The sequence below is a fragment of the Haloprofundus marisrubri genome, assembly GCF_001469955.1.
Lineage (GTDB): Archaea > Halobacteriota > Halobacteria > Halobacteriales > Haloferacaceae > Haloprofundus > Haloprofundus marisrubri.
Window position 1 is genome coordinate 410774 of sequence record NZ_LOPU01000018.1, and the last position, 23182, is coordinate 433955.

Annotated in this window: 29 protein-coding genes, 1 tRNA gene and 1 other RNA gene; 17 read left to right on the forward strand and 14 right to left on the reverse strand. The window is 64.9% G+C overall.

What is annotated here, in order from left to right; translation table 11 throughout:
* Nucleotides 1-245 precede the first annotated feature (245 nt).
* A tRNA-Ala gene (locus AUR64_RS07800) sits at nucleotides 246-317 on the reverse strand.
* A gap of 286 nt (nucleotides 318-603) precedes the next feature.
* Between AUR64_RS07800 and AUR64_RS07805 the strand changes: the two genes are divergently transcribed.
* The 4 genes from AUR64_RS07805 to AUR64_RS07820 are packed head-to-tail and all read left to right on the forward strand — an operon-like array spanning nucleotide 604 to nucleotide 3217.
* Entirely contained in the window at nucleotides 604-1068 is a 465-nt protein-coding gene (locus AUR64_RS07805; protein WP_058581365.1) for a 30S ribosomal protein S15, read from the forward strand.
* A 3-nt stretch (nucleotides 1069-1071) separates the two neighbouring features.
* Nucleotides 1072-2310, forward strand: coding sequence for a hypothetical protein (locus AUR64_RS07810; RefSeq protein ID WP_071391228.1), 1239 nt, complete (start codon nucleotides 1072-1074; stop codon nucleotides 2308-2310).
* On the forward strand, nucleotides 2307-2567 hold the full coding sequence (locus tag AUR64_RS07815) for a KEOPS complex subunit Pcc1 (protein ID WP_058581366.1): 261 nt from the start codon (nucleotides 2307-2309) through the stop codon (nucleotides 2565-2567). Before AUR64_RS07810 ends, AUR64_RS07815 begins: the two co-directional genes overlap by 4 nt.
* On the forward strand, nucleotides 2564-3217 hold the full coding sequence (locus AUR64_RS07820; RefSeq protein ID WP_058581367.1) for a 30S ribosomal protein S3ae: 654 nt from the start codon (nucleotides 2564-2566) through the stop codon (nucleotides 3215-3217). The genes AUR64_RS07815 and AUR64_RS07820 overlap by 4 nt, the downstream gene beginning before the upstream one ends.
* An 84-nt stretch (nucleotides 3218-3301) precedes the next feature.
* Here the strand turns inward: AUR64_RS07820 and AUR64_RS07825 are convergent, their stop codons facing one another.
* On the reverse strand, nucleotides 3302-3745 hold the full coding sequence (locus tag AUR64_RS07825; RefSeq protein WP_058581368.1) for a cupredoxin domain-containing protein: 444 nt from the start codon (nucleotides 3743-3745) through the stop codon (nucleotides 3302-3304).
* A 109-nt stretch (nucleotides 3746-3854) separates the two neighbouring features.
* Here AUR64_RS07825 and AUR64_RS07830 point away from each other — a divergent pair, with 109 nt between their 5' ends.
* Entirely contained in the window at nucleotides 3855-4532 is a 678-nt protein-coding gene (locus AUR64_RS07830) for a protein sorting system archaetidylserine synthase (protein WP_058581369.1), read from the forward strand.
* 55 nt (nucleotides 4533-4587) lie between these two features.
* Here AUR64_RS07830 and AUR64_RS07835 read toward each other — a convergent pair whose 3' ends face one another.
* The 3 genes from AUR64_RS07835 to AUR64_RS07840 all read right to left on the reverse strand — a co-directional run bounded on the left by AUR64_RS07835 (nucleotide 4588) and on the right by AUR64_RS07840 (nucleotide 5837).
* Nucleotides 4588-4857: a DUF7111 family protein gene (locus AUR64_RS07835; RefSeq protein WP_058581370.1), complete on the reverse strand. Its 270-nt coding sequence runs from the start codon at nucleotides 4855-4857 to the stop codon at nucleotides 4588-4590.
* Nucleotides 4858-4973: 116 nt separating this feature from the next.
* An RNA gene (gene ffs / locus AUR64_RS19625) (signal recognition particle sRNA) lies at nucleotides 4974-5287 on the reverse strand.
* A gap of 136 nt (nucleotides 5288-5423) precedes the next feature.
* Nucleotides 5424-5837 (reverse strand): DUF7548 family protein, encoded by a 414-nt coding sequence (locus tag AUR64_RS07840; RefSeq protein WP_071391229.1) that lies wholly within the window; start codon nucleotides 5835-5837, stop codon nucleotides 5424-5426.
* A 141-nt stretch (nucleotides 5838-5978) separates the two neighbouring features.
* Here AUR64_RS07840 and AUR64_RS07845 point away from each other — a divergent pair, with 141 nt between their 5' ends.
* On the forward strand, nucleotides 5979-7133 hold the full coding sequence (locus AUR64_RS07845) for a thiolase family protein (RefSeq protein ID WP_058581371.1): 1155 nt from the start codon (nucleotides 5979-5981) through the stop codon (nucleotides 7131-7133).
* Complete coding sequence (locus tag AUR64_RS07850) at nucleotides 7130-7522, forward strand: OB-fold domain-containing protein (protein WP_058581372.1); 393 nt, start codon at nucleotides 7130-7132, stop codon at nucleotides 7520-7522. Before AUR64_RS07845 ends, AUR64_RS07850 begins: the two co-directional genes overlap by 4 nt.
* A gap of 15 nt (nucleotides 7523-7537) precedes the next feature.
* Here AUR64_RS07850 and AUR64_RS07855 read toward each other — a convergent pair whose 3' ends face one another.
* The 3 genes from AUR64_RS07855 to AUR64_RS07865 form a co-directional block, all read right to left on the reverse strand.
* Entirely contained in the window at nucleotides 7538-7939 is a 402-nt protein-coding gene (locus AUR64_RS07855; protein ID WP_058581373.1) for a winged helix-turn-helix transcriptional regulator, read from the reverse strand.
* A gap of 362 nt (nucleotides 7940-8301) precedes the next feature.
* Nucleotides 8302-9093: a DUF7547 family protein gene (locus AUR64_RS07860; protein ID WP_058581374.1), complete on the reverse strand. Its 792-nt coding sequence runs from the start codon at nucleotides 9091-9093 to the stop codon at nucleotides 8302-8304.
* A 109-nt stretch (nucleotides 9094-9202) separates the two neighbouring features.
* Entirely contained in the window at nucleotides 9203-10279 is a 1077-nt protein-coding gene (locus AUR64_RS07865) for an NADH:flavin oxidoreductase/NADH oxidase (protein WP_058581375.1), read from the reverse strand.
* 98 nt (nucleotides 10280-10377) lie between these two features.
* Here AUR64_RS07865 and AUR64_RS07870 point away from each other — a divergent pair, with 98 nt between their 5' ends.
* Both AUR64_RS07870 and AUR64_RS20905 read left to right on the forward strand, forming a co-directional pair.
* Nucleotides 10378-11058, forward strand: coding sequence for a DUF7504 family protein (locus AUR64_RS07870; RefSeq protein ID WP_071391230.1), 681 nt, complete (start codon nucleotides 10378-10380; stop codon nucleotides 11056-11058).
* A gap of 114 nt (nucleotides 11059-11172) precedes the next feature.
* On the forward strand, nucleotides 11173-11334 hold the full coding sequence (locus AUR64_RS20905) for a hypothetical protein (protein ID WP_169794660.1): 162 nt from the start codon (nucleotides 11173-11175) through the stop codon (nucleotides 11332-11334).
* Nucleotides 11335-11514: 180 nt separating this feature from the next.
* Here the strand turns inward: AUR64_RS20905 and dpsA are convergent, their stop codons facing one another.
* Both dpsA and AUR64_RS07880 read right to left on the reverse strand, forming a co-directional pair.
* A complete protein-coding gene (gene dpsA / locus AUR64_RS07875) occupies nucleotides 11515-12060 on the reverse strand; it encodes a DNA starvation/stationary phase protection protein DpsA (protein WP_058581377.1) in 546 nt (181 codons plus the stop codon).
* A 172-nt stretch (nucleotides 12061-12232) separates the two neighbouring features.
* Nucleotides 12233-13039 carry a carbon-nitrogen hydrolase family protein gene (locus AUR64_RS07880; protein ID WP_058581378.1) on the reverse strand — a complete coding sequence of 269 codons (807 nt, stop codon included), beginning with the start codon at nucleotides 13037-13039 and terminating at the stop codon, nucleotides 12233-12235.
* A 252-nt stretch (nucleotides 13040-13291) separates the two neighbouring features.
* Between AUR64_RS07880 and AUR64_RS07885 the strand changes: the two genes are divergently transcribed.
* On the forward strand, nucleotides 13292-14599 hold the full coding sequence (locus AUR64_RS07885) for a HEAT repeat domain-containing protein (RefSeq protein ID WP_058581379.1): 1308 nt from the start codon (nucleotides 13292-13294) through the stop codon (nucleotides 14597-14599).
* Between the two features lie 39 nt (nucleotides 14600-14638).
* Here AUR64_RS07885 and AUR64_RS07890 read toward each other — a convergent pair whose 3' ends face one another.
* Nucleotides 14639-14887, reverse strand: coding sequence for a hypothetical protein (locus AUR64_RS07890; protein WP_058581380.1), 249 nt, complete (start codon nucleotides 14885-14887; stop codon nucleotides 14639-14641).
* A gap of 77 nt (nucleotides 14888-14964) precedes the next feature.
* On the opposite strand from AUR64_RS07890, the gene AUR64_RS07895 reads away from it, so the two are divergent.
* The gene (locus tag AUR64_RS07895; protein ID WP_058581381.1) at nucleotides 14965-16650 is read left to right on the forward strand and encodes a phospholipase D-like domain-containing protein; all 1686 of its coding nucleotides are present in this window, start codon (nucleotides 14965-14967) and stop codon (nucleotides 16648-16650) included.
* A 9-nt stretch (nucleotides 16651-16659) separates the two neighbouring features.
* On the opposite strand, the gene AUR64_RS07900 is transcribed toward AUR64_RS07895, so the two are convergent.
* Nucleotides 16660-18558 carry a DHH family phosphoesterase gene (locus tag AUR64_RS07900; protein ID WP_058581382.1) on the reverse strand — a complete coding sequence of 633 codons (1899 nt, stop codon included), beginning with the start codon at nucleotides 18556-18558 and terminating at the stop codon, nucleotides 16660-16662.
* A 198-nt stretch (nucleotides 18559-18756) separates the two neighbouring features.
* Here AUR64_RS07900 and AUR64_RS07905 point away from each other — a divergent pair, with 198 nt between their 5' ends.
* Both AUR64_RS07905 and AUR64_RS07910 read left to right on the forward strand, forming a co-directional pair.
* On the forward strand, nucleotides 18757-19248 hold the full coding sequence (locus AUR64_RS07905) for a Mov34/MPN/PAD-1 family protein (protein ID WP_058581383.1): 492 nt from the start codon (nucleotides 18757-18759) through the stop codon (nucleotides 19246-19248).
* 19 nt (nucleotides 19249-19267) lie between these two features.
* On the forward strand, nucleotides 19268-19699 hold the full coding sequence (locus AUR64_RS07910; protein WP_058581384.1) for an adenylyltransferase/cytidyltransferase family protein: 432 nt from the start codon (nucleotides 19268-19270) through the stop codon (nucleotides 19697-19699).
* Nucleotides 19700-19741: 42 nt separating this feature from the next.
* Here AUR64_RS07910 and AUR64_RS07915 read toward each other — a convergent pair whose 3' ends face one another.
* Both AUR64_RS07915 and AUR64_RS07920 read right to left on the reverse strand, forming a co-directional pair.
* On the reverse strand, nucleotides 19742-20023 hold the full coding sequence (locus AUR64_RS07915) for a winged helix-turn-helix domain-containing protein (RefSeq protein ID WP_058581385.1): 282 nt from the start codon (nucleotides 20021-20023) through the stop codon (nucleotides 19742-19744).
* A 92-nt stretch (nucleotides 20024-20115) separates the two neighbouring features.
* Complete coding sequence (locus AUR64_RS07920) at nucleotides 20116-20400, reverse strand: DUF357 domain-containing protein (protein ID WP_058581386.1); 285 nt, start codon at nucleotides 20398-20400, stop codon at nucleotides 20116-20118.
* A gap of 133 nt (nucleotides 20401-20533) precedes the next feature.
* Between AUR64_RS07920 and AUR64_RS07925 the strand changes: the two genes are divergently transcribed.
* The 4 genes from AUR64_RS07925 (at nucleotide 20534) to AUR64_RS07940 (ending at nucleotide 23145) form a co-directional block, all read left to right on the forward strand.
* Nucleotides 20534-21601 carry an NAD(P)/FAD-dependent oxidoreductase gene (locus AUR64_RS07925; RefSeq protein ID WP_058581387.1) on the forward strand — a complete coding sequence of 356 codons (1068 nt, stop codon included), beginning with the start codon at nucleotides 20534-20536 and terminating at the stop codon, nucleotides 21599-21601.
* Between the two features lie 151 nt (nucleotides 21602-21752).
* Nucleotides 21753-22037 (forward strand): DUF7545 family protein, encoded by a 285-nt coding sequence (locus AUR64_RS07930; RefSeq protein ID WP_058581388.1) that lies wholly within the window; start codon nucleotides 21753-21755, stop codon nucleotides 22035-22037.
* Nucleotides 22038-22292: 255 nt separating this feature from the next.
* Entirely contained in the window at nucleotides 22293-22493 is a 201-nt protein-coding gene (locus AUR64_RS07935; RefSeq protein ID WP_058581389.1) for a DUF1328 domain-containing protein, read from the forward strand.
* A 139-nt stretch (nucleotides 22494-22632) separates the two neighbouring features.
* A complete protein-coding gene (locus AUR64_RS07940) occupies nucleotides 22633-23145 on the forward strand; it encodes a YbaK/EbsC family protein (RefSeq protein WP_058581390.1) in 513 nt (170 codons plus the stop codon).
* The last annotated feature ends 37 nt before the right edge of the window (nucleotides 23146-23182 follow it).

Consider the following 23182-nt stretch of genomic DNA (forward strand, 5'->3'; position numbering starts at 1 on the left):
ACGTTAGCGACGACTGTCGGTCGTTCCGGACGACGAATCCGCGACGGAAGCAGTCGTTCGTCTCGCTCTCGACGATAGAAGGAATGTCGCTCGGCGGGAGCTGAGACGCTCGGACGTGCTCGCTCCGCTCACTACGAAGTGAGACGAAGAAACGAGAGTGGACTCAGCGGGACTGAGCAAACGCGAACGTTTGCGAGGTACGGTGAGTCCGCTGACCGAAGTGAGCGAAAACGAACGAAGGGAAGTGGACTCAGCGGGATTTGAACCCGCGGCCTTTCCCCTGCCAAGGGAACGATCTACCACTGATCTATGAGCCCGCGTCTGCACTCATACGTATCTCTGACCGATTAATAAGGGCTTCGACTCGTGGGGGCGTTTGCGTCGCATCCGCACGCCGTCTGGTGAACGGTCGTCGACGACGACGGCCACGACGAGCGTCACGAGTCGAAACGGTTTAACGTCCGACGGCGGAACCCACTCGTGGGAACAGCACGGCCGCAACTCTGACTCGTCCGGGTTCTCTCTCCGGGCTTGGGATTGCGGAAGTGCACCGACAGCCGTCGGTCACGCTTTCTGCGGTCAGTGCCGTTCCAATTTCGAACTATGGCACGAATGCATACCCGTCGCCGCGGCTCGTCCGGTTCGGACCGCCCGGTGACAGACGAAGCCCCCGAGTGGAGTGACGTCGACGCAGACGACGTCGAACAGCGCGTCGTCGAACTCGCAGAGCAGGGCCACGACCCCAGCGTTATCGGCCTGAAACTGCGCGACGAAGGCGTCAAAGGCACCCCGGTCCCGAACGTCAAGCTCGCGACCGGCAAGAAAGTCACCGAGATTCTCGAGGAGAACGACGCGAAAGACGAACTCCCCGAGGACCTCAAGAACCTGATGCAGCGCGCGGTTCGCCTGCGTGAACACGTTCAGGAGAACCAGCAGGACCACCAGAACCGTCGCGCCCTGCAGAACACCGAGTCGAAGATTCGCCGCCTCGTCAACTACTACCGAGGCGACGCGCTCGACCCGTCGTTCCGCTACAGCTACGACGTCGCCGTCGAACTTCTCGAATAACTGATGTCGACGACGCGCTCCGCCACCTCCGAGACTGCCCCCGCCGCCGTCGCTGCGGCGCTCGCCGACGCCCCGTTCGTCCGGGTCGTCGCGCGCGCCGACGGCGACTCGCTGGCCGCGAGTGGCATCCTCGCACGTGCGCTGCGGAGCGCTGACATCCCGTTCCACGTCCAACTCCGACCGAATCCGACGACCGCTGTCGCCGCCGACACCGACGACACCGTCGTCTCCGTCGGTGCGACCAACGCACCGCTTGCCGTACCCGGCGAGGACTCGCCGGCGACGCTCGTAGCGTACCGCGCTGCGCGCGAACTCGGGGACACGCCGACGCCGACGCTCGCTCTCGCGGGCATCGTCGCCGCCGGTGCGTTGCCGACCGCCGACGAGTACGACACGCTTCGAGCGGCCGCCGAATCCGGCGGTGTCACTCGACGCCCCGGCGTCGGCGTTCCGGTCGGTGACCTCGCCGACGGCCTCGCCCATTCGACGCTCCTCTACGCGCCCTTCTCGGGCGATGTAGAGTCGTCGCGGGCGATGCTCGCCGAGGCCGACCTTCCGGCCGAACTCGACGACGACGCCCGTCGCCGACTCGCTTCTCTCGTCGCGCTGGACGCGACGGACGGAGACGCGACGCCGCGGGCGGTCGAGACACTCGAACGCTCCCTCCGGCCGTACGAAACGCCCGAGGGACCGTTCGAGACGGTCGAAGGCTACGCCGACGTGCTCTGCTGTGCCGCCCGGGAACGCCCCGGAACCGGCATCGCACTCGCACTCGGCCACCACACCGACGCGACGCGGCAGGCCGCACTCGACGCGTGGCGCAACCACGCGCTCGAAGCCCACACCGTCCTGCACGAGGCCGAGACGGCTCGATTCGCCGACTGCTTCGTCGTGCGCACCGGCCTCGGTGCCGAATCGCTCGGCGTGTTGGCGACGATTGCGCGACTGGTCCGCGACTTCCGGTCGCCGGAACCGGTCGTGCTCGCCGTCGGCGACGGCGTCGCCGCCGCCGCCAGCGTCGAACCCAGACGACTGGGGGAGACGATGGCCACGGCCGCCGCCGAACTCGACGGCACGGGCTACGGACGAAGTGACGCCGGCGAAGCGCGCTTCGACACCGAGGAAACGGACGAACTGGACGAGACGGACGGAACGGACACCGACGCGACGACTCCACCGGACGCATCGACCACTGACCACCACCCGTTCACCGCGGCGTTTCGGGAGGCACTCCGCGCATGACGCGCACGAGTGAGACGAACTCGGAGTCGGGCGCGCGAACCGCCCGCGTCGAGACGACGCACGAGGAGGCGGCGCTCGTCGCCGCCGCACTCGCCCCCGACGACACCGACTCGATGACGACCGACGTCGACGACAATCGCATCGTCACCGACATCGAGCGGGAGACGACCGGCGGCCTGCAGGCCACGGTCGACGACTACGTGGTGAACCTGACGGTCGCAGAGGCCGTCATCGACGCAGCTACAGACACAACATGAGCGAACGTTCAGTATCCAAGCAGAAACGAGGCAAGCGATGGTACTCCGTGCTCGCGCCCGAGCAGTTCGACCGGGCCGAACTCGGCAAAACCGTCGCAGAGGAAACGGAGATGGTGTACGGACGCACTATCGAGACCACGCTCGGCGAACTCACCGACGACGCCGGCGCGAACAACACGAAACTCACGTTCAAAATCAACGACGTGGGGTCGGACTCGGCGTACACCGAGTTCATCCAGCACGAACTGACGCGCGACTACCTGCGCAGTCTGGTTCGCCGCGGCGCCTCGAAAGTCGAGGCGAACGTCACCGTGCTGACGACCGACGACTACCGCATGCAGGTCCAACCCGTGGCGTTCACGACGAAGAAGGCCGACCGCAGTCAGGAGCAGGCCATCCGTCGCGTCATGATCGACCTCGTTCACGAGGCCGCCGAGGACCGTAGCTTCGAGCAACTCATCGACAGCGTCGTCGAAGGTCGACTCTCCTCGGCCATCTACGGCGAAGCGAAGACCATCTACCCGCTCCGCCGGGTCGAGGTCCAGAAGCTCTCGCTTGAGGCACGACCAGAAGAGGTCGAAGCCGAAGAGGAAGTCTCCGTCGACGTCGACGAGTCCGACGTGGCCGAAGAAGTCGCCGACGCCGAGTAATTCGCCGTCGACGCGACGAACTCGGAGAACTCCCGAAAACTCGAAAACCCGATTTTTCTCGATACCGACCGACGAGCCGCCGCGTTACTCCGACTGATTCCCGGAGCTACCGCCTTCTTCGACGATAACCGACCCGACCATCCCGCTTCGCTCGTGGGGGATGCAGACGTATTCGTACCGACCGGGCACCTCGAAGGTGTGCGCGAACGTGTCGCCGTTGTTCAATGCGCCGCCGAACTCGCTGCGCCAAGCGTCGCGGGCGGCCTGCTCGCTCTCGTAGTCGCCGCTGGCGAAGTACTCCGCTTCCTTGGGGATGGAGTTCTCGTAAGCGGTGACCGTGTGGTCACGCGTACTCGTGTTCTGCCAGACGACTTCCTCGCCGACGGAGACGGTGATTTCGGCAGGGTCGAACGCCATCGCCGTCATCCCGACGTCGTAGTTTTGGCCCTGTCCGCCCGCGCTCCCACACCCCGCGAGCGCCGTGATACCGGCCGCCCCGGCCGCCGCGAGGAACGTGCGTCGCTTCATGGCTGCATCTCGGTACTGGTCGGATAAAGGGGGCTTGGTCTGCCCGTCGAAACCGCGGCCCCGACTGTGGATGTAAAAACGTATACCGCACCTCTGCAACCGCGAACACATGCACTCCCGGTTCGTCGTCGGACGGTTAGGCATCGCCGACGTGGTCACCGTCGGCAACGCCGGACTGGGGTTTCTCGCCGTCGCCCTCGCGAGCGTCTCGCCGGGTCTCGCCGCGAGACTCATCCTTCTCGCGGCCGTCGCAGACGGCCTCGACGGTGTGCTCGCGCGGCGCTACGGCGGCACCGACGCCGGTCCGTATCTCGACTCGCTGGCCGACGTCGCCTCCTTCGGCGTCGCCCCCGCGATGGTCGTCGTCGCCGCGGTTCGGGCGGCGTGGGGATTCGACTCGCTTCGTGTCACCATCTCCGTCGCCATCGCGGCGCTGTTCGTCGTAATGGCGGTGACTCGACTGGGGATGTACACCGCTCACGACGCAGACTCCGCGCAGACGCGCGGCGTGCCGACGACGCTCGCGGCGACGATTCTCGCTGCGGGCGTTCTCGTCGGCTTCACCGACCCGTTCCCGCTCGTGGGACTGACGGCGCTGCTCGCGGTGTTGATGGTGACGACGGTTCCGTACCCCGACTTACACACCCAAGATGCGCTCGTGATGGGCGTCGTACAGGCGCTGGCGATTCTGTTCCCGCACCGTCTCGGCGGCGGGTTCGCCTTCGGCCTGCTGTTCTTGGCGCTGGCGTACATGTTTCTCGCGCCGCGGTTCTACTGGGGCCGCTGAGCCGCTCTCTATCGCTCTCTGTCGCTCTCTGTCGCTCTCCGTCTGTTTTCGACGCTCACATCCCCATGTCGCTGGCGTCGTCGGGGACGGGTAGGTCGTGGACGGCGACGCCGAGCAGTTCGGCGGCGTGGTCGAGCGCCATGTCGAAGCCGTAGTAGCGTTCGAGTTCGTCGCCGTCGGCGGTCGGTCGGACTTTCAACATCGCGTAGCCCTCGATGTTCTGGGCGATGGCGGCGGTCCGGCCGTCGCGGGCGAACTCCACGATACGCTCGCCGTCGGTCTCGTAGTAGCGCGCTTCGACGTCGCCGGCGCTGGCTTCGCTCATGGCTCGTCGTTAGGAACAGCGGAACCTATCGGTTCCGGAGTCGGCGGTCCACAGCGTCGCAATGCCGGTACCATCGGTACCGACAGCAATCGCTCGCCGGTGTGAAAACGGTATGAATGCGGACGGTCGGGGTTGCCCGGCGTTCCGGCACGGGGAATCCCGGTTGCCTCCTCCACCCCGCGATCCTACGAGCGACGCACGTCCGACGGTGGGCTGCTCGCTTCCGCGCCTGACCCAGTACCGTCGATGAATCGTGACGGTTCGCCCCTGCGGACGAGCGACACGAAGCCGCTGTCCCCGCAGGACGAGGTTTCTACGTTGGCTTTCGGGGCCCGTACCGGTCTGACCGGACGCACCCGACGTTCGGTCCCCGCTAAAGACTCTATGGCGGGTAAGAGAGCAGGGCCTAACTGCCCGACCTAGTCCACTCGGAGTTACTCCACTCCCACTTAAGGGCCTTTCGACTCCCGCCTGCGAGAACACGAAGACGGCGTAGTGGTGGCGACGCCGTCGATGTCGAATTCACTGTTCGGGCTATTGAAGCCTCGATAGCCCACTCAACCGACTTAGAGCACTTCGCGGGCGTAGACGCCGGCGACGACGGCGACGACAGCCGAGAGCGCGACGACGGCCCAGCGGTGATACTCTATCCACGCCGCCTCCGGCGGGAAACTGAACAGCAGCGTCTCGTCGATGGCCGTCGCCCACAGCAGCGACAGAACGACCATCGCCAAGCCGAGGACGACGGCGATGCCCGCGACGAGGTCCGGTTCGGCGTTGCCGCGGGGACCCGACAGAAAGACGACGGCGGCGATAACGGCGAGGAACGCGACGCTGTTGGCGCCGACCGACCCGGCGGCGTAGTACGCCGACAGCGGCGCTTCCGGGTTGGTGACGACGAGATACGGAACCGCGACGACGACGAGCAGCACGAGGCTGGCGACGGTGCCGGCGGTGGCGACAGCGTCTTTCATCTGCATACGAGTGTCTTGCGGACGGGCTACTAAAACAGTTGAGATGTTCGTGTTTCGATGCCCTCGGCCGTTCCGACCCCCGCCCCGGTGGCTGATTCTCGCTGCGAGAAGGGAAACCGGTAAGCGGGTGGCCCGCACGCGTCCGGTATGGAACGCGTAGCGATTATCGGTGCGTCGATGACCCAGTTCGGGCAGCGCGACGCTTGGATACGCGAGTTGCTCGCGGAGGCCGGACAGGCCTGTCTCGACGACGCGGGCGTCGCACCCGACGCGATTGACCACCTCTACGTCTCGAATATGGCAAGCGGCGAGTTCGAGGGCCAAACCGGCGTCCCGAACGCGCTCGCACACGACCTCGCGGCGATGCCCGCCTACACCGCCCGTATCGACCAGACCTCGTCGTCGGGCGGTGCAGGAACGTACGCCGCGTGGCAGTCGGTCGCCTCCGGTGCGAGCGAGATGACGCTGCTCGTCGGCGGCGAGAAGATGACCCACCGCACGACGGCCGAATCGACCGACGTCATCGCCTCGCTCACCCACCCCGTCGAGTACAAACACGGCGTCACGCTCCCGAGTTTCGCAGGGCTGACCGCCCGACTCTACCTGCACGAGTACGACGCCCCGCGCGAGAGTCTCGGTAAGGTCGCCGTCAAGAATCACAAAAACGGCGTCGACAACCCCCACGCGCAGTTCAGAAAGGAGGTCGACCTCGACACGGTGTTGGACTCGCCGGTCGTCGCCGACCCGCTTCGCCTCTACGACTTCTGTCCCATCACCGACGGGAGCGCGGCGCTTCTGTTCTGCCCCGAGTCCGTCGCCCGCGAGTACACCGACGAGTACGCCGTCGTCTCGGGTATCGGCGGTGCGACCGACACCCACGTCGTCCACGAACGCGCCGACCCGACGACGATGGGCGGCGTCGTCAATTCGAGCGAAATCGCCTACGAGATGGCCGACCTCGGCCCCGAGGATATCGACGTGGCCGAACTGCACGACATGTTCACCATCCTCGAATTCCTCCAGTCCGAAGACCTCGGCTTCTTCGAGAAAGGCGAGGGCTGGAAGGCCGTCGAAGACGGCGTCACCGACCGCGACGGCGAACTGCCCATCAACACGTCTGGAGGATTGAAGTCGAAGGGTCACCCCCTCGGCGCGTCCGGCGTCGCACAGGTGTACGAGATTTACAAGCAACTCACCCGCGACGCGGGTGACAGACAGGTCGACGCCGACGTCGGTCTCGCCTGCAACGTCGGCGGGTTCGGCAACTGCGTCACGACGACGATTCTGGAGGCGGAACGATGAGCGACACCCCAACGGAGAACCCACCCATGAAAGCGGCACGGTACGCCGACGGCAGCATCACCTACCCACCGCACCCCATCGGCCCCGATGGAAAAGAGCCGGTCGAGACAGTCGATTTGAGCGAGTACACGGCGACAGTCGTCACGTGGACCACGAGCACCGCCACGCCCCCGGGCGTCCGCGAACCGAACTCGCTGGCTATCGTCGAGTTCGACGTCGACGGCGAACCGGTTCGCGCCATCGGCCAACTCGAATCCCAAGACACCGACGTCGACATCGGCGACGATGTCGAACCCGTCTACGCCGCGGAACTCCGTGACCCCGACGCCGGTATCCGCGAGAAGGAGAGCCAAGCGTGGGACGGCTACCGGTTCCGGCCCGTCGAGTAGCCCGACAGGCGGGGGTCAACAGCCTTCCACACAGGTCGCCGTCGCGTCGGCATCGACGGTGAGCACGTCGCAGTTTTCGACTCCATTACAGTCACAGTCGACCACCGAGACCAGCGGTTCGACCTCCCGAAGCACCGAGACGAATCGCTCGCCCGCCGGCGTCAACGCGTAACGCGTTCGCGGCGGCGACGTCGCAACGACGGTTCGACTGACGAACCCGCGGCACCGAAGTTCGTCGAGGCGCGTCGAGAGCGTCTTCGCCGTCACGCCGCCGAGTTCGCGGCGTATCTCGTTGAACCCGGCGTCTCGCTCCGAGAGCAGTCGAAGGACGTGCAGGGCCCACTTCCCGCCGAGCGCCTCGTGGAGGTGATGCCAGAGTGCTTGCCAGTCGTCGGCGTCGGTGTCGGCGTTATCCATCAGTTCCGATAGGCGCGCACGCGGCCTAAACCCCGTCGGGGAGTTTCCGCGCAGAAACTACAGATATCTGGAGAAACGGTCCGATATATCCAATCGGCGGCCGTATCGTCTCTCGTGACATCGACTGATTGCACTGACACGAACTGCTGTGAGGCGTCGACCAGCGACTACCGGGACTCCTGTTGCTCACCGTGCTGCGTCCCTTGTTGCTGCTGCTAAGTACGAACGTTTTTGGACGAGAGGGCGACCACCGCCGCCCGTGACCTGAAAAGTCGCGCACGACGGCCGAGTCGGGAGTACGGTGACTCGCCGTGCGTTTTCGACTTCGTCTACCGTCTGTTCGCTCTACGCGACCAGCGACGCTACTTCTCGTCGTCGTCGGGTCTCGGCTCTTCGCCGCGCTCGGCCCGTTCGACTTCGTCGCGAATCGAGTCGAGTTCCGACTCGATGTCGACTGCCGGTGGTTCGTCCGCTTCGTCCGCCGACTCTGCCGACTCCTCAGCGTCCGTGTCGTTAGCGTCGGCATCGGCCTCGTCGTCGTCTCCTTCCGCGTCGCTGACACTGATTCTGACTGCGCCGTCCTCGAAGGCGTCGTCACGACCGTTCCGTCGCGTCGTCTCTCGGTGTCGTCGGTCCGTGCGAGTTCGGTTCTCCGACCGGTCGCGTCGGCGCTCCGAGTCGCGCGTCCGTCTCTGGCTGTCGGCGATGCGCTCTTCGATGTCCCGAGAGAGGTCGCGTGCGTCTTCGATGATGTCGCGGGATTCGCCCTCTTCGGGGAGGTCGGCCTCCGAGAGCGCTCGCTGGAGTTCGGTGAGCGCACGCTCCAGTCCGTCGGCGGCGACGCGGCCCACGTCGTCGGCGCGGCGGCGCGTCGTCTCGCGGGCGTTCTCCGTCTCCTCGCGTATTGCGCGCTCGGGGTCGGCCAAGCGGAGCAGGCGCTGGAACAGTTCCAGCGCCTGAATCGTCGCCTCCAGCGTCGAGATGACCGTCGGGATGGTGTACTCCTCGGTGAATCTGAGGATATCTTTCGGCGTCGGTGGCTCGAAAGGGCGGCGGCGGGGAGCCTGTTCCTCACGGAGTTCGGTGCGGAGTTCCGACAGTGTCTCCTCTAACTCCGAGAGGAGGTCTTCGAGGTCGTCGTCACGGCGGCTCATACGTTCACGTTGCGTAGCTGAGGGGAATAAGGCTTCGTCCGAATCGACAGCGACGCGGCGAGAGTCGGCGATGCGACACGCCCGTCAGCGACGGAACGTTGACTGTCGATTACGCGCGCCGGTACTGCACCGGCCAGTCGACGTCGACACCGAGTTTCTCGGCGGCGTGCAGCGTGAAGTACGGGTCACGGAGATGTTCGCGGCCGACGATAGCGAGGTCGGCACGGTCGTTGCGAATCAGTTGGTCAGCTTGCTCTGCCTCGGTTATTTTCCCCACCGCGCCGACGGGCATCTTCGTCTCCTCGCGGATGGATTCGGCGAATTGGACCTGATAGCCCGCGCCCGTGTTCGTAATCTGCTGGTCGGGATGAATACCACCGGTACTCACGTCGATGAGGTCAGCGCCGGCTTCTCTGAGCAGCGGTGCGAGACGGACCGACTGTTCGAGGTCCCACGACTCGCGGTCCGGAAGCCAGTCTGTCGCCGAGATGCGGACGAAGACGGGCTTGTCGTCCGGCCAGACCGCGCGCACCGCGGCGGTGACCTCGCGGACGAGTCGCGTCCGGTTCTCGAAACTGCCGCCGTACTCGTCGTCGCGGGTGTTCGTCACCGGCGAGAGGAACTCGTGGAGCAGGTACCCGTGTGCCGCGTGAACCTCCGCGATTTCGAAGCCGGCGAGGTGGGCGCGTCTGGCGGCGTCGGCGAACTGGTTGACGACGACTTCGAGGTCGTCGGTGTCCAGTGCGTGCGTCTTCGGGTACGACTCCTCGCGCGGCCAGGGTGCGTCGGTCGGGCCGTACACTTCCCAGCCTCGCTCCTCGGGCGAAACGGGACCGCCACCGTCCCACGGTCGGTGGGTACTCGCCTTCCGCCCGGCGTGGGCCAACTGAATCGCCGGATGACTCCCCTGCGAACTGATGAACGACGCGATAGGTGCGAGTGCATCCGCCTGTTCCTGCGTCCAGATGCCGAGGTCGTCCGGCGAGATGCGACCTTCCGGAGAGACTGCCGTCGCTTCGGTCATCACGACGCCTGCGCCACCGACAGCTCTGCTCCCGAGGTGGACGCGATGCCAGTCGGTAGCGACGCCATCCGGCGAGGAGTACTGACACATCGGCGACACCATCACGCGGTTCGGAATCTGCGTCCCGCGCAGGGTCAGGGGACTGAACAGCGAATCGGTCATCGTCGGTGCTACGCAGGCATCGACAAAACGCCTACCGAATCGTCGGTCTACCGCTACCCACAATATTTATTATACGGACGGTCATCTTTTTTCGAATAATGAACGCTCCCGGGCAAAATTCCGTCACAGAGACGCTCTCGGAGTTGAAGCGCCGGGGGTGCAACGTATTGGTCGTGGGAAACACGGCACTCGACGCCCGACAGGCGCTCTCCCGCCGGTTCCTCGGCGATGCGGTAGCCGAGTCACGAAAACGACTGTTCGTGTTCACCGACGGCGTGTACACCCACGAACGCCTCGGTAACGGCTCTCGAGATGCCGACTCGCTCCGCGTCGTCTCGCAGTCGGCCATCGTCCGAAGTGCGACTGCGGACGAAGGACTCCCCGGGTCGAATCTCGGCGGTCCGGTCGCAACCGAGTACGTCGAAGCCGACGACCTCGGGTCGTTGTCGTGGGCTATCGGCGACGCCGTCACCGCCTTCGAACGGTCGGCATCCCTCGATGCCGGGGAGTTGCGACTCTGCTTCGATTCGCTGTCCCCACTCGTCGACGAACACGGAGACCAGTCGGTCCGTCGCTTCCTCAGCGTCGTCGGTGGCCGAGTCAAATCCGTCAGTGGGATGGCGCACTTCCATCTCTCGGCGTCGAGCGACGACCCGCGTGTCGACGAACTCGCGGACTCGTTCGACGCCGTCGTCGAACTACAGGTCTGCGACGGAACACCGGAACACCGATGGCGATTCCCCGACCGAGCGCTCACGACCGAGTGGATGGCGCTGTAGGCTCATCGTCGGTGTGGTTCCGACGCAGTTCTGGTTCCAAAACTGATAGTTCTTCCCCGGTTTCGATTTAGGGCAACCAAAACATATTTTGCTTTAGGCTCACCTAACACGACCATGGCTGTTTCCGACGCCCGCGACGACGACTCCGCGAACCCAGCGGAACCCGAGTTCTGCGTTTCGGCGTGTCAAACCTCACAGAATCGAACCGTATTCACCGAAGACGGCAACAACGACGGCTGGATAGCGACCGATTTCACCGTCTCCCTCGAACGGTAACCCTAGCACCTCGACGCGGCATCTGCACTCGGTCCCCCGCTCGGGGTCGCTGCGTCTCTCACTTCGAGTCTCGGAGCGCCGGTTTTAGGTCCGCACCGTTCACGGCGAGTACGACTTCTAGCGCTGTCGCTTCGGGGTCAAAAAAGAAAGAATCGTCCGGTCGGCCGACGAACCCCCGCTTCAGTGCGTCGCTTCTTCGAGCACGAGCGTGTCGTCTTCGAGGTAGTGCTCGATGTGGTGGGCGTCTTCTTCGACTTCGACCAGAATGGTGCGGAGAATCTCCTCCGTCGCCGGGTCGCCGAGGTTGCCCGCGAGTTGGATGTGTTCGCGGAGGTCCTCGATGATGTCACCGTACATCTCGAGGTCGTTGTGCAGCGAAGTGCGAACGTCGTAGACGTCCTCGCCCTCGAACTCGACGGTCGCACGCTCTTCTTGGTTCGACGGACCTGCGACCGGAACACCGCCGAGTGCCTGTGCGCGTTCGGCGATGATGTCGGCACCCTCCTCGACGTGTTCGTACGCCTCTTCGAGGAAGCGGTGGAGTTCGAGGAACTCCGCGCCTTCGACGTTCCAGTGGTGCTTCTTCAGTTGGTGGTAGAGAACGTACGCGTTGGCGAGGTCGGTGTTGAGCGCGTCGATAATCTGTTCGGCTTTGTCTTTCTCGATGCGAAGCGCCGTCTCCTCGACCTCGTCGGCCGGCTGACGGACGGTTTTCTGCGTGCTCATAGCGTTCCATCGTACGGACGCCACCCACTTAAAAGTTGAGTCTGTGGAAATTCCTTTTTGGTTTTCCAAAAAATCCTTTCTCGCTCTGTCACGGAAGTGTTCGTACTGTACCGAAAATTTGTCTCAGAACGTACCGGCTGTCGGAGTTCGAGGTCCGGCGTTTCGCCCGGTCTCACTCGTCGAATATTCCGACGAGCGACCGCTGTTCGGCCAGTATCTCGGCGTCGAGGTCGACGACGAGGTCACGTTCGTCCCGACTCAGTGCGGCGGCGACGGTGCCGTCCGGTCTGACGACGGCCGAGCGACCGGCGTACTCGACCCCCGCGTCGTCGAGCGTTTTCCGGCCGGTGCGACCCGCGCCGACGACCCAGCGGACGCCGTCGAGGGCCCGGGCGCGCAGGAGCAGTCGCCAGTTCTCGCTGTAGGCGGCGGGCCACGCACCGACGACGAACAGCGAGTCGACTCGTTCGCGGGTGAACGCGGCGCTGTCCTCGACGAAGTTCAGTTCGTAACAGGTGACGAGTCCTGTCCGGCCTGCCGGAGTTTGGACGATAGTTCGGTCGCTCCCGGCACGGAGTACCTCGCGTTCGTCGCCCCAGAGGTGTCGTTTCCGCGAGACGGTCACCTCGCCACTGGGTCGGACGTAGGCGGCGGCGTTGTACAGCGCCGACTCGTTCTCGTGCTCGGGGGTGTCGTCTGTCTCCCCTGCAGCGTCGTCTCCTCTCTCGACGAACCCACAGAGCAACGCGGTGTCCGTTCTCGCGGCGATATCGCGTAATCGGTCGAGTTCCGGACCGTCGCGTCGAAGTGCCACGTCCCGAATCCGCTCGTCGCCGACGAACCCGGTGAGTGCGTACTCCGGGAACACGGCGACGTCGACCCGGTCGGCAAGTGCGCTCGTTCGCCGAGCGACGCTGTCGAGGTTCGCGTCGACGTCGAGGTCCTCTACGGCCAGTTGAACCGCTGCGACGGTCGTCATGGCCTGCAAATCCGCGGAGTTGGTCAAAGACACTGTGATTCGCTTGCGGTGATACGCCGCGATAGATGCATATAGTTGGGTGTGTACTAGTAACATGCTGGTCGTTAGCATAGTACGTCTGACCGGCACACAGCGGCCACGAACGGCGCGGGTTCGTCATGGTCCCGCGCGGGTAGGGTCGTGGCCGCGGTTTTCTCTCCGGGGGGCCGCAAAGGGAAACGCTCTTTTGACGCACGTGCGGAGATTCAGCATATGACTGACGGGGACGACGAGACGCCCACCGAGGCGCCCGACGACGAGGAGTCGGCCACCGATGCATCCTCCGAGAGTACGCCCGAGAGCCTCGACGAGCGTCTCGACGCCGCCGAGGAGAAACTCGACGCGGCGGAGACGGAAGCCGACCTCGACGAGGTCGAACAGACGTTAGACATCATCGAAGCCGACCTCGAAGCCGCGGACCTGCCGGAACCGGACGAGGACGACGAGGACGCCGAAGACCCCCGCGAGGAACTCGAATCGCGCCTCTCGGACCTCCGTGACGACCTCGAATCCCAGCGCGGGCCGTACGCCGAGGACGTCGTCGACGACGTCGAGAGCGCGAAAACGAAAATCGAGGACACCCGCTGGACCGACCGCGGCGAAGGCGAAATCGTCGAAGCTGTCGAGTCGTTCACCGCCGAGGTCTCCGAGATTCTCGACGGCGAGTTTTCGCCTTCGGGCGACGACGAGAGCGCGCTGCTGGCCGCCCTCGACGACGTGATTTCGGCCGTCGAGAGCGCGGACCTCGACGCCGACGAAGACGAAGAGACCATCGCGGCGCTGTTGGAGGCGACCGACTCGCTGGAGTCGGACCTCGAAGACGCCCAAGAGTGGGACGACTTGGAGACGCGCGAGCAACTCGAAGCCGAAGGCTTCTACGACGTACTCGGCCACCACAAGGATTACCCTCCGGAGTGGAGCGCACTGAAGGAACACGAGAAACAGGGCAACGTCGAGATGATACTGCTCGCACTCGACAGCCTCCAGTCGGACTTCATGGAGCGCCACTGCCTCGAAACCATCACGCGGATGAACGACGCCCGTGCGTTCGATGCGATGCACCAGCGCGCACAGAAACGTGACAAGCCGAGCATCAAGGCGCTTGGAAAGATGGGAACGGGCGCGCTCGACGCCGTCGAGACGCTCGTCGACTACGTCGACACCGACAAAGACCCCGCGCTGCAGAAGGTGACGTTCAAAGCGCTCGGCGAAATCGGCAGCGAGGAGGCGACGCAACCGCTGGCGGACAAACTCGTCATGGACAACGACCACGTCCGACCGCACGCCGCGCGCGCACTCGGCCTCATCGGCGACACGCGCGCTATCGACCCGCTGGCCGACACCCTCGAAGACGACGCGAGTCCGAGCGCTCGTGCGAGCGCCGCGTGGGCACTCCGTCAAATCGGCACCGAGAAAGCGCTGAAAACCGTCGCCGACCACTCCGACGAGAACTCCTTTATCGTCCAACACGAAGTCGAGCAGGCGAAGCAGTCGCTCGACACGACGGCACCGAAAGCGTAGAACGACGCGCGACCGCGGTTTTCGTTTTAGCCGAGCGGTTCAGGCGAGAAACGTCGACAGGAACAGCAGCGCGAATCCCAGCGCGATGGAGAATCCGCCGAGACGACCCAACCACGTGTGTTCGCGGACCTCCTGCGGCGAGATATCGATGGTGTAGCCGTTGAAGTCGGGGTCGTACTCGACGTACGTCGGTTCCTGGAAGAACTCCATGAAGATGAGCACGCCACCGAGCGCACCGAGTGCGTAGCCCGCCAGTTCGAGACCGATTACGAGATTAACAGCGACCATGACAGTCTCACCGTCTGTCGAAGGCAAAAAAACTCCGAAGCGAACGTTTATGTCCGAAGACGGGACCACCCCGTGTCGTGTTCCGCCGTCTCGTCGCCGTCTGCTGTCTGCTCGCCCTCTGTGCGGGAGTCGCGTCGCCGATGGCGAGTCCGGTGACTGCCACGGCTCCGGCGACTCCGGCGACTCCGGCGACTCCGGCGACTCCAGCAACCGCGACGAGCGTCATCGAAGCGACGGTCGGAACGAACGAAACTCACGCCGACGCGTCCGGCCGCATCGTCGAACTGTATCCGAACCCCGTCCGCGACGAGGATACGGGCGAGTACGTCGTCGTCGATGTCGCGCGCGAAGGAAACTGGACGCTCTCGGACGGCGAATCGACCGTCTCGGTTCCGTCGTCTGGTCGCATCGCACTCGCGGCCGACCCGGCGGTCGTCCGGAACCTGACGAGCGTGCCAGTCGTCGAGGCTGGCCTCTCGCTGTCGAACGCGGGCGAGCGTCTCGTACTCAGCCACGAGGGTCGCGTCGTCGACGAACTCGCGTACGGACGCGCGCCGAGCGGCGAACGGTGGCTCCGTGACGCCGACCCGCACTGGCGGCCGCGCGGGTTCGAGCCACGGCCGGCCGTCGAGACTGGCCCAGCGAACGCGACGGCGTTCGTCCTCCCCGATTCCCCGGAAGTACCGCTCGAAACGCTCCGCGGCGCCGACGAGAGACTGTATCTCGCAGGCTACACGTTCACCTCCGAACGCGCTGCATCGGCGCTCCGCCGTGCCCACGCCCGCGGCGTCGACGTACGCGTTCTCGTCGAGGGTGGTCCCGTCGGGGGCGTCTCGAAACGCCAAACCCGACTGCTGGACAACCTCACGGCCACAGGTGTCGAGGTTCGCGTCGTCCACGGCGAACGCGCCCGCTTCAGTTACCACCACCCCAAGTACGCCGTCAGCGACGACGCTGCGTTAGTCCTCACCGAGAACTGGAAACCCGGCGGCACCGGCGGCCACGACAGCCGAGGCTGGGGTGTCCGCGTCGACGACGCGGAGACGGCGAACGAACTCGCGGCGGTGTTCGAGGCCGATTTCGGCTGGCGTGACGCGGTTCGGTGGTCCAACTACCGACGGAACGCGTCGTTCGTCGAACCCGAACCCGCGACCGACTCGTACGGGGGCGAGTTCGACTCTCGGCGCGTCGACGCCGAACGCGTGCGACTGCTCACCGCACCCGGAAACGCGGAATCCGCCGTTGTCGCCGGACTCGCAGGAGCGGAGAACTCTATCGACGTGCTGCAACCGACCGTCGGCGGCGTCCGTCAGCCGTTCGTCCGGGAAACGATGCGGGCCGCAGAACGGGGCGTCCGCGTTCGAATCCTCCTCTCGGGGGCGTGGTACGTCGAAGAAGAGAACAGCGCGCTGGCTGCGAGACTGAACGACTGGGCCGACCGCAACGACGCGCCGCTGTCGGTCCGGGTGGCCGACCCGCAGGGCAGATACGGGAAAGTCCACGCGAAAGGCGTCGTCGTCGACGGCGAGACGGCGCTCGTCGGCAGTCTCAACTGGAACAATCACTCCGCGCGAGAGAATCGGGAAGTCGTCGTCGCCCTCGACGGTGAGGAACCGGCAGCGTACTACGGCGAGGTGTTCACGGCCGACTGGCGCGCCAGCGGCGACCAGTCCCCGTCGTTCCCCGTCGGCATCGGTGTCGCCGTCGTCGCAGCCGCGGCGCTGGCCGTAGTCGTGGGAACGAGAGAGATACGGTTCGAGTGAGTTACTCGCTTAGTCCAGCGCGGCCGTACTCGACAGTTCGTCGTCGATGTCGGCTTCGGCCATCTTCTCGACGAGGCTGTCGATGACCTCCTCGCGCATGCCTTTGACGAACTTGATGGAGCCGACGACGAGGTGGCCGCCGCCGGAGACGCCGCCGCCTTTCACTTCGTCGTTGAGTTCGGCGACCATCTGCGGGATGTCGAGGCGGACGCCGTCCGAGCGGAGCACGGCGAAGTCCGGGCCGTAGCCGATGGTGATGACGGGTTCGCCCGTCTCCCGAACTTTGCGGTCGTGGAGTTCGCCCGTCGTCTTCCCGGGCGCAGGGTAGGTAAAGCGGTGCGCGAAGTTGTCTAGGTCGACGGTGTAGAGGTGGGCGTCGCTCTTGAGACGCTCGTGTTCGACGTGGTCTTCGACGGCGTCGAGTTGGTCGGCCACGTCGCGTTCGGCGCTTTCCGAGAGGAACTCGACGAGTTCCCGATGCCGAGTGTCGTCGTCACAGCCGACGTTGAGCACGTCGTTGACGAGCGCTTTGCCCTCGCTGTAGCGAAGCCAGTGGGCGGCGTAGTCGAGCGCCTCGCCGATGTCACCGAGGTCGTCGCGGTCGTAGCCCTGTTGTTCGGCGAGTTCGACGAACTCGTCCATCACTTCGGCTTTCGAGCGGTCCGCGAGTCCCGCGACGGCGGGCACGTGGCGGAGTTCGTCGGTGATGTCTGGGTCTATCATCCGCGCGAGTTCGACGCACATCATCCCGGTGGTGATGCGGTAGTCCTCGTCGTACAGGTACGGGTTGACGTGGGCGTCGAGCAGCGGTTCGACCGCCTCCGGGTCGGGGTGGTGGTGGTCGACGACGGCGATGGGCATGTCGTAGTGCGCGAGGTTCTGATACGCGGGCACGTCCTCCTCGGTGCTACCGTTGTCGAGCATCAGAAGCAGCGGCAGTTTCTGTCCGTGGCGGGCCTGCCCTTCGAGTGCGAAGTTCAGGTCGCGCGTCACGTCCTCCATCTCGTAGAACGGCGCTTTGCTCGGGAGGCGCTTGAACAGGTGTCGCGGCGCGTCGGGGTTCTCGTGGACGTCGGCGATGAAGTTTTCGAGCGCCAGTTGGACCGGAATCGACGCGCACATGCCGTCGCCGTCGGCGTGGTGGCGAACGCGAATCGGGCGTCCCTCCAACACGGTCTGTCGGAGCAGACGGGCGACGTCGCGGAGGTCGTCGCGGAGTTTCTCGAACGCTGGCCACTCGACGAGCGGGTCGACGGTGTGTGGCTCTGCACGCTCCTCGAAGGCGGCGTCGAGTCGCTCTCGAACCGTCTCGGCGCGTTCTCCGTCGAGTTCGCTGAGCGAGGAGACTTCGACCTGCGTCGTCCCGTCGTGGGTTTCGACGTGGCCGTCGATGCGGACGAGGTCTTCGAGGTCGACGTCGGGGTACGCACGGACGCCAGCCTCGTCGAAGGCCGCACAGGAGACGATGCCGGTGTCGTCGGCGACGTGGAAGATGGTCGGGCCGCCGGTCTGTTTTATCTGGGCGACGCGGCCTTCGATGGTCGCGTCGGTGCCGGTCGACAGCGACGCGATGGACGTGATATCCGGTTCGTGGTCGACCGTCTCGGTCCGGTAGTCGTCGACGCCGGCCTCGTCGAAGGCGATGTCGCCGTTCTCTTTGATTTCGACGAGTTCGACGACGAAGCTGTCGCCGACGTCGTAGGAGTCGTCGAGGTTCGATTCGTGGACGAGGCCGGAGACGTTGTCGGAGATATCGACGAAGACGCCGTAGTCGACGACGCCGTTGACGACGGCGTGGTACAGTGCCCCGGTCTCCACGTCTGCGGCCGTGCAGTCGGGAGCGAGGTCGTAGACGACGGGTCTCGAATCCGACCCTGCGCCGGAGTCTCCGGCGGTGTCATCGGTCATGGACGTGCTACGTGGGGGTCCCGCCTTAAGCTTTACATCCTGTCCCGACGGGCCGGTGCTCGACGCACCTCGTCGGAGTCGGTGGGAGCCAAGCCAAACTCGGAGTAAACCCGGAACGAACTCGGGTTGTACGTGGGGTGAATACGGGGCGGCGACCCTTCCGGAACCCTTAGAAGGCGACGGGTAGGAGTGTGTGGTATGCGGCTGTTCCGGTCGAGTGAGATTCTCGGCATCGCCGCCGAGACGCTCGAATTCGTCCTCGAAGCCTCCGAAGAGACCCATCCCAACGAGTACATGGGCTTTCTCCGCGGCGAGGACGCCCGTGACCTCGGTCTCGACCGCGACGGCACGGTCATCACCGACGTACTCGTGATTCCGGGAACCGAGTCGAACCCCGTGAGCGCGACGGTGAAGACGAGTATGGTGCCGAACGACAGACACGCCGTCGGGTCGGTCCACTCGCATCCGAACGGCGTACTACGCCCGAGCGACGCCGACTTGGGAACGTTTGGCAACGGCGACGCCCACATCATCGTCGGCGCGCCGTACGGCTGGAACGACTGGCGCGCGTTCGACCGGGACGGCAAGCGACGTAAACTGGACGTACTCGACGTCGACCTCCCCGACGACGAGGCGTTCTTCGATTTCACACAGGAAGATATCGACCGGGAGCTCTCCGAGGATTCATGACAGACGAGGATTTCGACGGATGACGACGGTAATCGCACAGGGGACGTTCGATTTGCTCCACCCGGGGCACGTCCACTATCTCTCCGAGGCCGCTTCGATGGGTGACGAACTCCACGTCATCGTCGCCCGACGCGACAACGTCACCCACAAGGCGAAACCGATTCTCTCGGACCGCCAACGCCGTGATTTGGTCGCGGCACTCGGCGTCGTCGACGAGGCGCACCTCGGCCACCGAGAGGATATCTTCGTCCCCATCGAGGAGATACAACCGGACCTCATCGTTCTCGGCTACGACCAGCACCACGACGAGGCGGCCATCGAGTCAGCGCTCGCTGCCCGGGGTATCGACTGCGGCGTCGAGCGGGCCTCGGCGCGTGAACCACGTTACCCCGAGGAACTGCTCTCGACGGGCGACATCATCGACCGCATTCTCGAACAGCGCGACTGCTGAGTCGGCACGCATCGGAACATCGGTTCAGCCGGCGTCGTCGGTTCAGATATCCTCGGACTCCTCGACTATCTTCTCGACTGTCTTCCAGTGATGTCTGGCTCGGTCGGTCGGGTGGTATCGCGCGCCGTAGCCTTCGGTGAGCGGTTCGAGAATATCGCTTTCGACCAGCACGTCGAGATGGTGGCGGACCGTCTTGTAGTCCAACCCGAGGTCGGCGGCGAACTGGTTGGCGTTGCGGGGTTCCTCGTCGGCGGCGAGCAGGAGACGAAGTCGGTTGTCGCCGCCGCGCGTGCTCGTCAGCACGTACCAGAGGACGGACTCCATCACCGAGTGAGAGTTCACCGACCGACCTAAACACATCGCCGGAGCAGACAGGCCCGACCCGATTGGTCTCGGCCGCCACGTCTACAGTGCGCCTACATCGTGAACAGTTCGGTGTCTTCGGGAATCGAGAACAGTCCCATCCGAACGCCGGCATCCAACCAACCGTAACCGTACGAGAAGGAGGCGAGCGCGTTCACCCAGTCGTCGGCGTCGCGGAAGTGCCGCCCGTCGTCGAGATACGACTCGGCCATCTCCCGGCAGTCGTCGGCCATCGACGACAGCGGCGTTCCTTCGGGCGGTAACGCCTCCGCTTCGTCGAGGGCGTCCGCCAGCATTCGCTCGTAACGCGTCGTCTTCTCTTCGAGGTCCGCGGTCATACTCGTGGATGCGCTCGTCGTCGCCTAAGCGTTCCCCCTGTGTTGCCGCTTTACTGCCGCCGCCGACCTCCCGGGTGCATCGCCCGCGTCGAACAGCACAAATTAAATACAAACCCACGGCCAAGAGTGGCCAATGACAGACGTCTCTGCAGAAGACGGCTTCGTCGAGCACCGGCGGCTCATCGTCGCCGGAACGGGTATTGCCGGCCTGACGGCCGCGATTTACGCCGCTCGGTCGAACAACGACCCGCTCGTGCTGGAAGGCACCGAACCCGGCGGTCAACTGACGCTGACGACGGAAGTCGACAACTTCCCCGGGTTCCCCGAGGGCATCAGCGGCCCCGAGTTGGTCAACAACATGAAAGAGCAGGCCAAGCGCTTCGGGAGCGAAGTCAAAAACGGCGTCGTCGCCGACGTCGACGACTCCGAGCGGCCGTTCCGCGTCGAACTCACCAACGGCGACGTGTACACCGCCGACGCGCTCATCGCCGCCTCCGGTGCGAGCGCCCGGACCCTCGGCATCCCCGGCGAGGACGACCTGATGGGCTACGGCCTCTCGACGTGTGCGACCTGCGACGGCGCGTTCTTCCGCGACCAGAAAATCGTCGTCGTCGGCGGCGGCGACGCCGCGATGGAGGAGGCGTCGTTTCTCACCAAGTTCGCCTCGACGGTGTATCTCGTCCACCGCCGCGAGGAGTTCCGCGCCGAAGATTACTGGATAGACCGCGTGATGGAGCAGGTCGACGACGGCGACATCGAACTGATGCTCAACACCGAAGTCACCGAACTCCACGGCTCACCCGAAGCGGGCGTCGAAACCGTGACGATGGTGCGCCACCCCGAGGGCCACCCGACCGACCGCCTCGACGACTCCCAGACTGAAGAATTCGAGTTCGACGCGGGCGCGGTGTTCTACGCCATCGGCCACACGCCGAACACCGACTACCTCGAAAACACGGGCGTCCGGATGGACCCCGAAGGCTACCTCAAGACGAACGGTGGCTTCGAGGGCGGCCAGACCGAAACCGACGTCCCCGGCATCTTCGGCGCGGGCGACGTCGTCGACTTCCACTACCAGCAGGCTATCACAGCGGGCGGCATGGGTTGTAAGGCCGCCATCGACGCCGACGACTACCTCGAAGGTCTCGACCGGTCGAGTCCGGAGACGGCCGAACCCGCCGCTGCCGAGTCGGACGACTGAACTTGCCACCACGGAGTCCGACGACTGAACGCCGACCGAACTCGCGGTTCTTGCTTCGTCTGTTCTCTTGCTCGTTCGTTCCTTCCTCTGTCCTCTCACACGTCTCGTCCGAGACCCACAGACCCTTTAGGACGTATCTCCCACACCCCGTATGGTCGAAACCGAGACGTACACTATCGAAGGACCCGACGGCGACGAAGACACCGTCGAACTGCCCGCCGGCCTCGTCGACGTGCTCTCCGAACAGGGCGAGCAACCGACCGAAGTCGTCGGCGACATCCTGCTTCTCTCGTTCGTTCAGCGCGCCCACGCCATCGTCCACCACTCGGAGGGTGAGACGCCACAGGACCTCGCCGAAATCAACGAGAAAGGCGAGGAACTGTTCGAGGAGCGCTTCGGCATGACGCTCGCCGAGGCAACCGGTCACTCGCACTGAGCGGCGACGGACACCGACTGTTTCGCCCGAGTAGGCGGGACAACTATCGATTGTCGAGCGACGTTAAGCGGAACAATCACCAGACGGCGGCGAGGTCAGTGTCGCCACCGTCGTCTTCTGTTCACGACGCGCCAAGTGTCCTTTTCGCTGAATGTTCACAGAAGTACGAACTATAACTAATCCTATTGCAGTTGCATCAGTTGATGCGATGAGCCACAAAACGACGAGCGGCGAACGGTGTGCGGGGTGGCGGGGATGTTAGCCGAACTCGCAAACGCGACCGCAGCGATTCCGCTGCAGTCCGGCGGGTTCCTCGAACTCGCGGTGCTGTTTATCATCCTCGCTATCGTCGCCTACGTGGTCGGTGCGCGAGGGATTGCGGGTCTCACGATGGAGATTGCCCGAATCCTCATACTCGTGTTCATCGTCCTGGCGGTTCTGTCGTTGTTGCTGTAGCAAATCGCTCCATTTTTTCGAAGCCGTCCCACGCTGTTCCCGGAGCGACTGCGTTCTCATCCGACAGTACCGAACGAAGATATCGACTGTCGCTTGCCGTCTGCGTAGCTGTTTTGTCGCCGGCGTGTCATCGAAGCGCATGCATCCCCGTGCGCAAGCGTTCGCCGAACGCGCCGCCGACGCCTACGGTCTCGACGTGACCGTCCGCGAGTTTCCCGAGGGAACGAAGACGGCCGCCGACGCTGCCGACGCCATCGGCTGTGAAGTCGGCCAAATCGCCAGCAGTCTCGTCTTCGCCGTCGACGCCGCTGTCGACGGGACCGACGACACCGAGACGCTCGTCGTCGCGGTCACCAGCGGCGCGAACCGCGTAAGCGAGGACGCGCTTGCGGCCGAACTCGGCGTCGCTCCCGAGGACGTTTCGATGGCCGACCCGGAACTGATTCGAGAGCGCGTCGGCTGGGCAATCGGCGGCGTGCCGCCGTTCTGTCACGATGCCGAGATTCGGACGTTCGTCGACCCCACGCTGCTCGACTACGAAACCGTCTGGGCGGCCGCCGGTACCCCGAGCGCCGTTTTCGCACTCACTCCGGAGTCGCTTCGTGAGCACGCGAGCGCGACGGTCGCCGACGTGATCACCGGCGGGGACTGACCGCTCCGGCCGGACGAGAACGGCGGTGTGGAGGAAC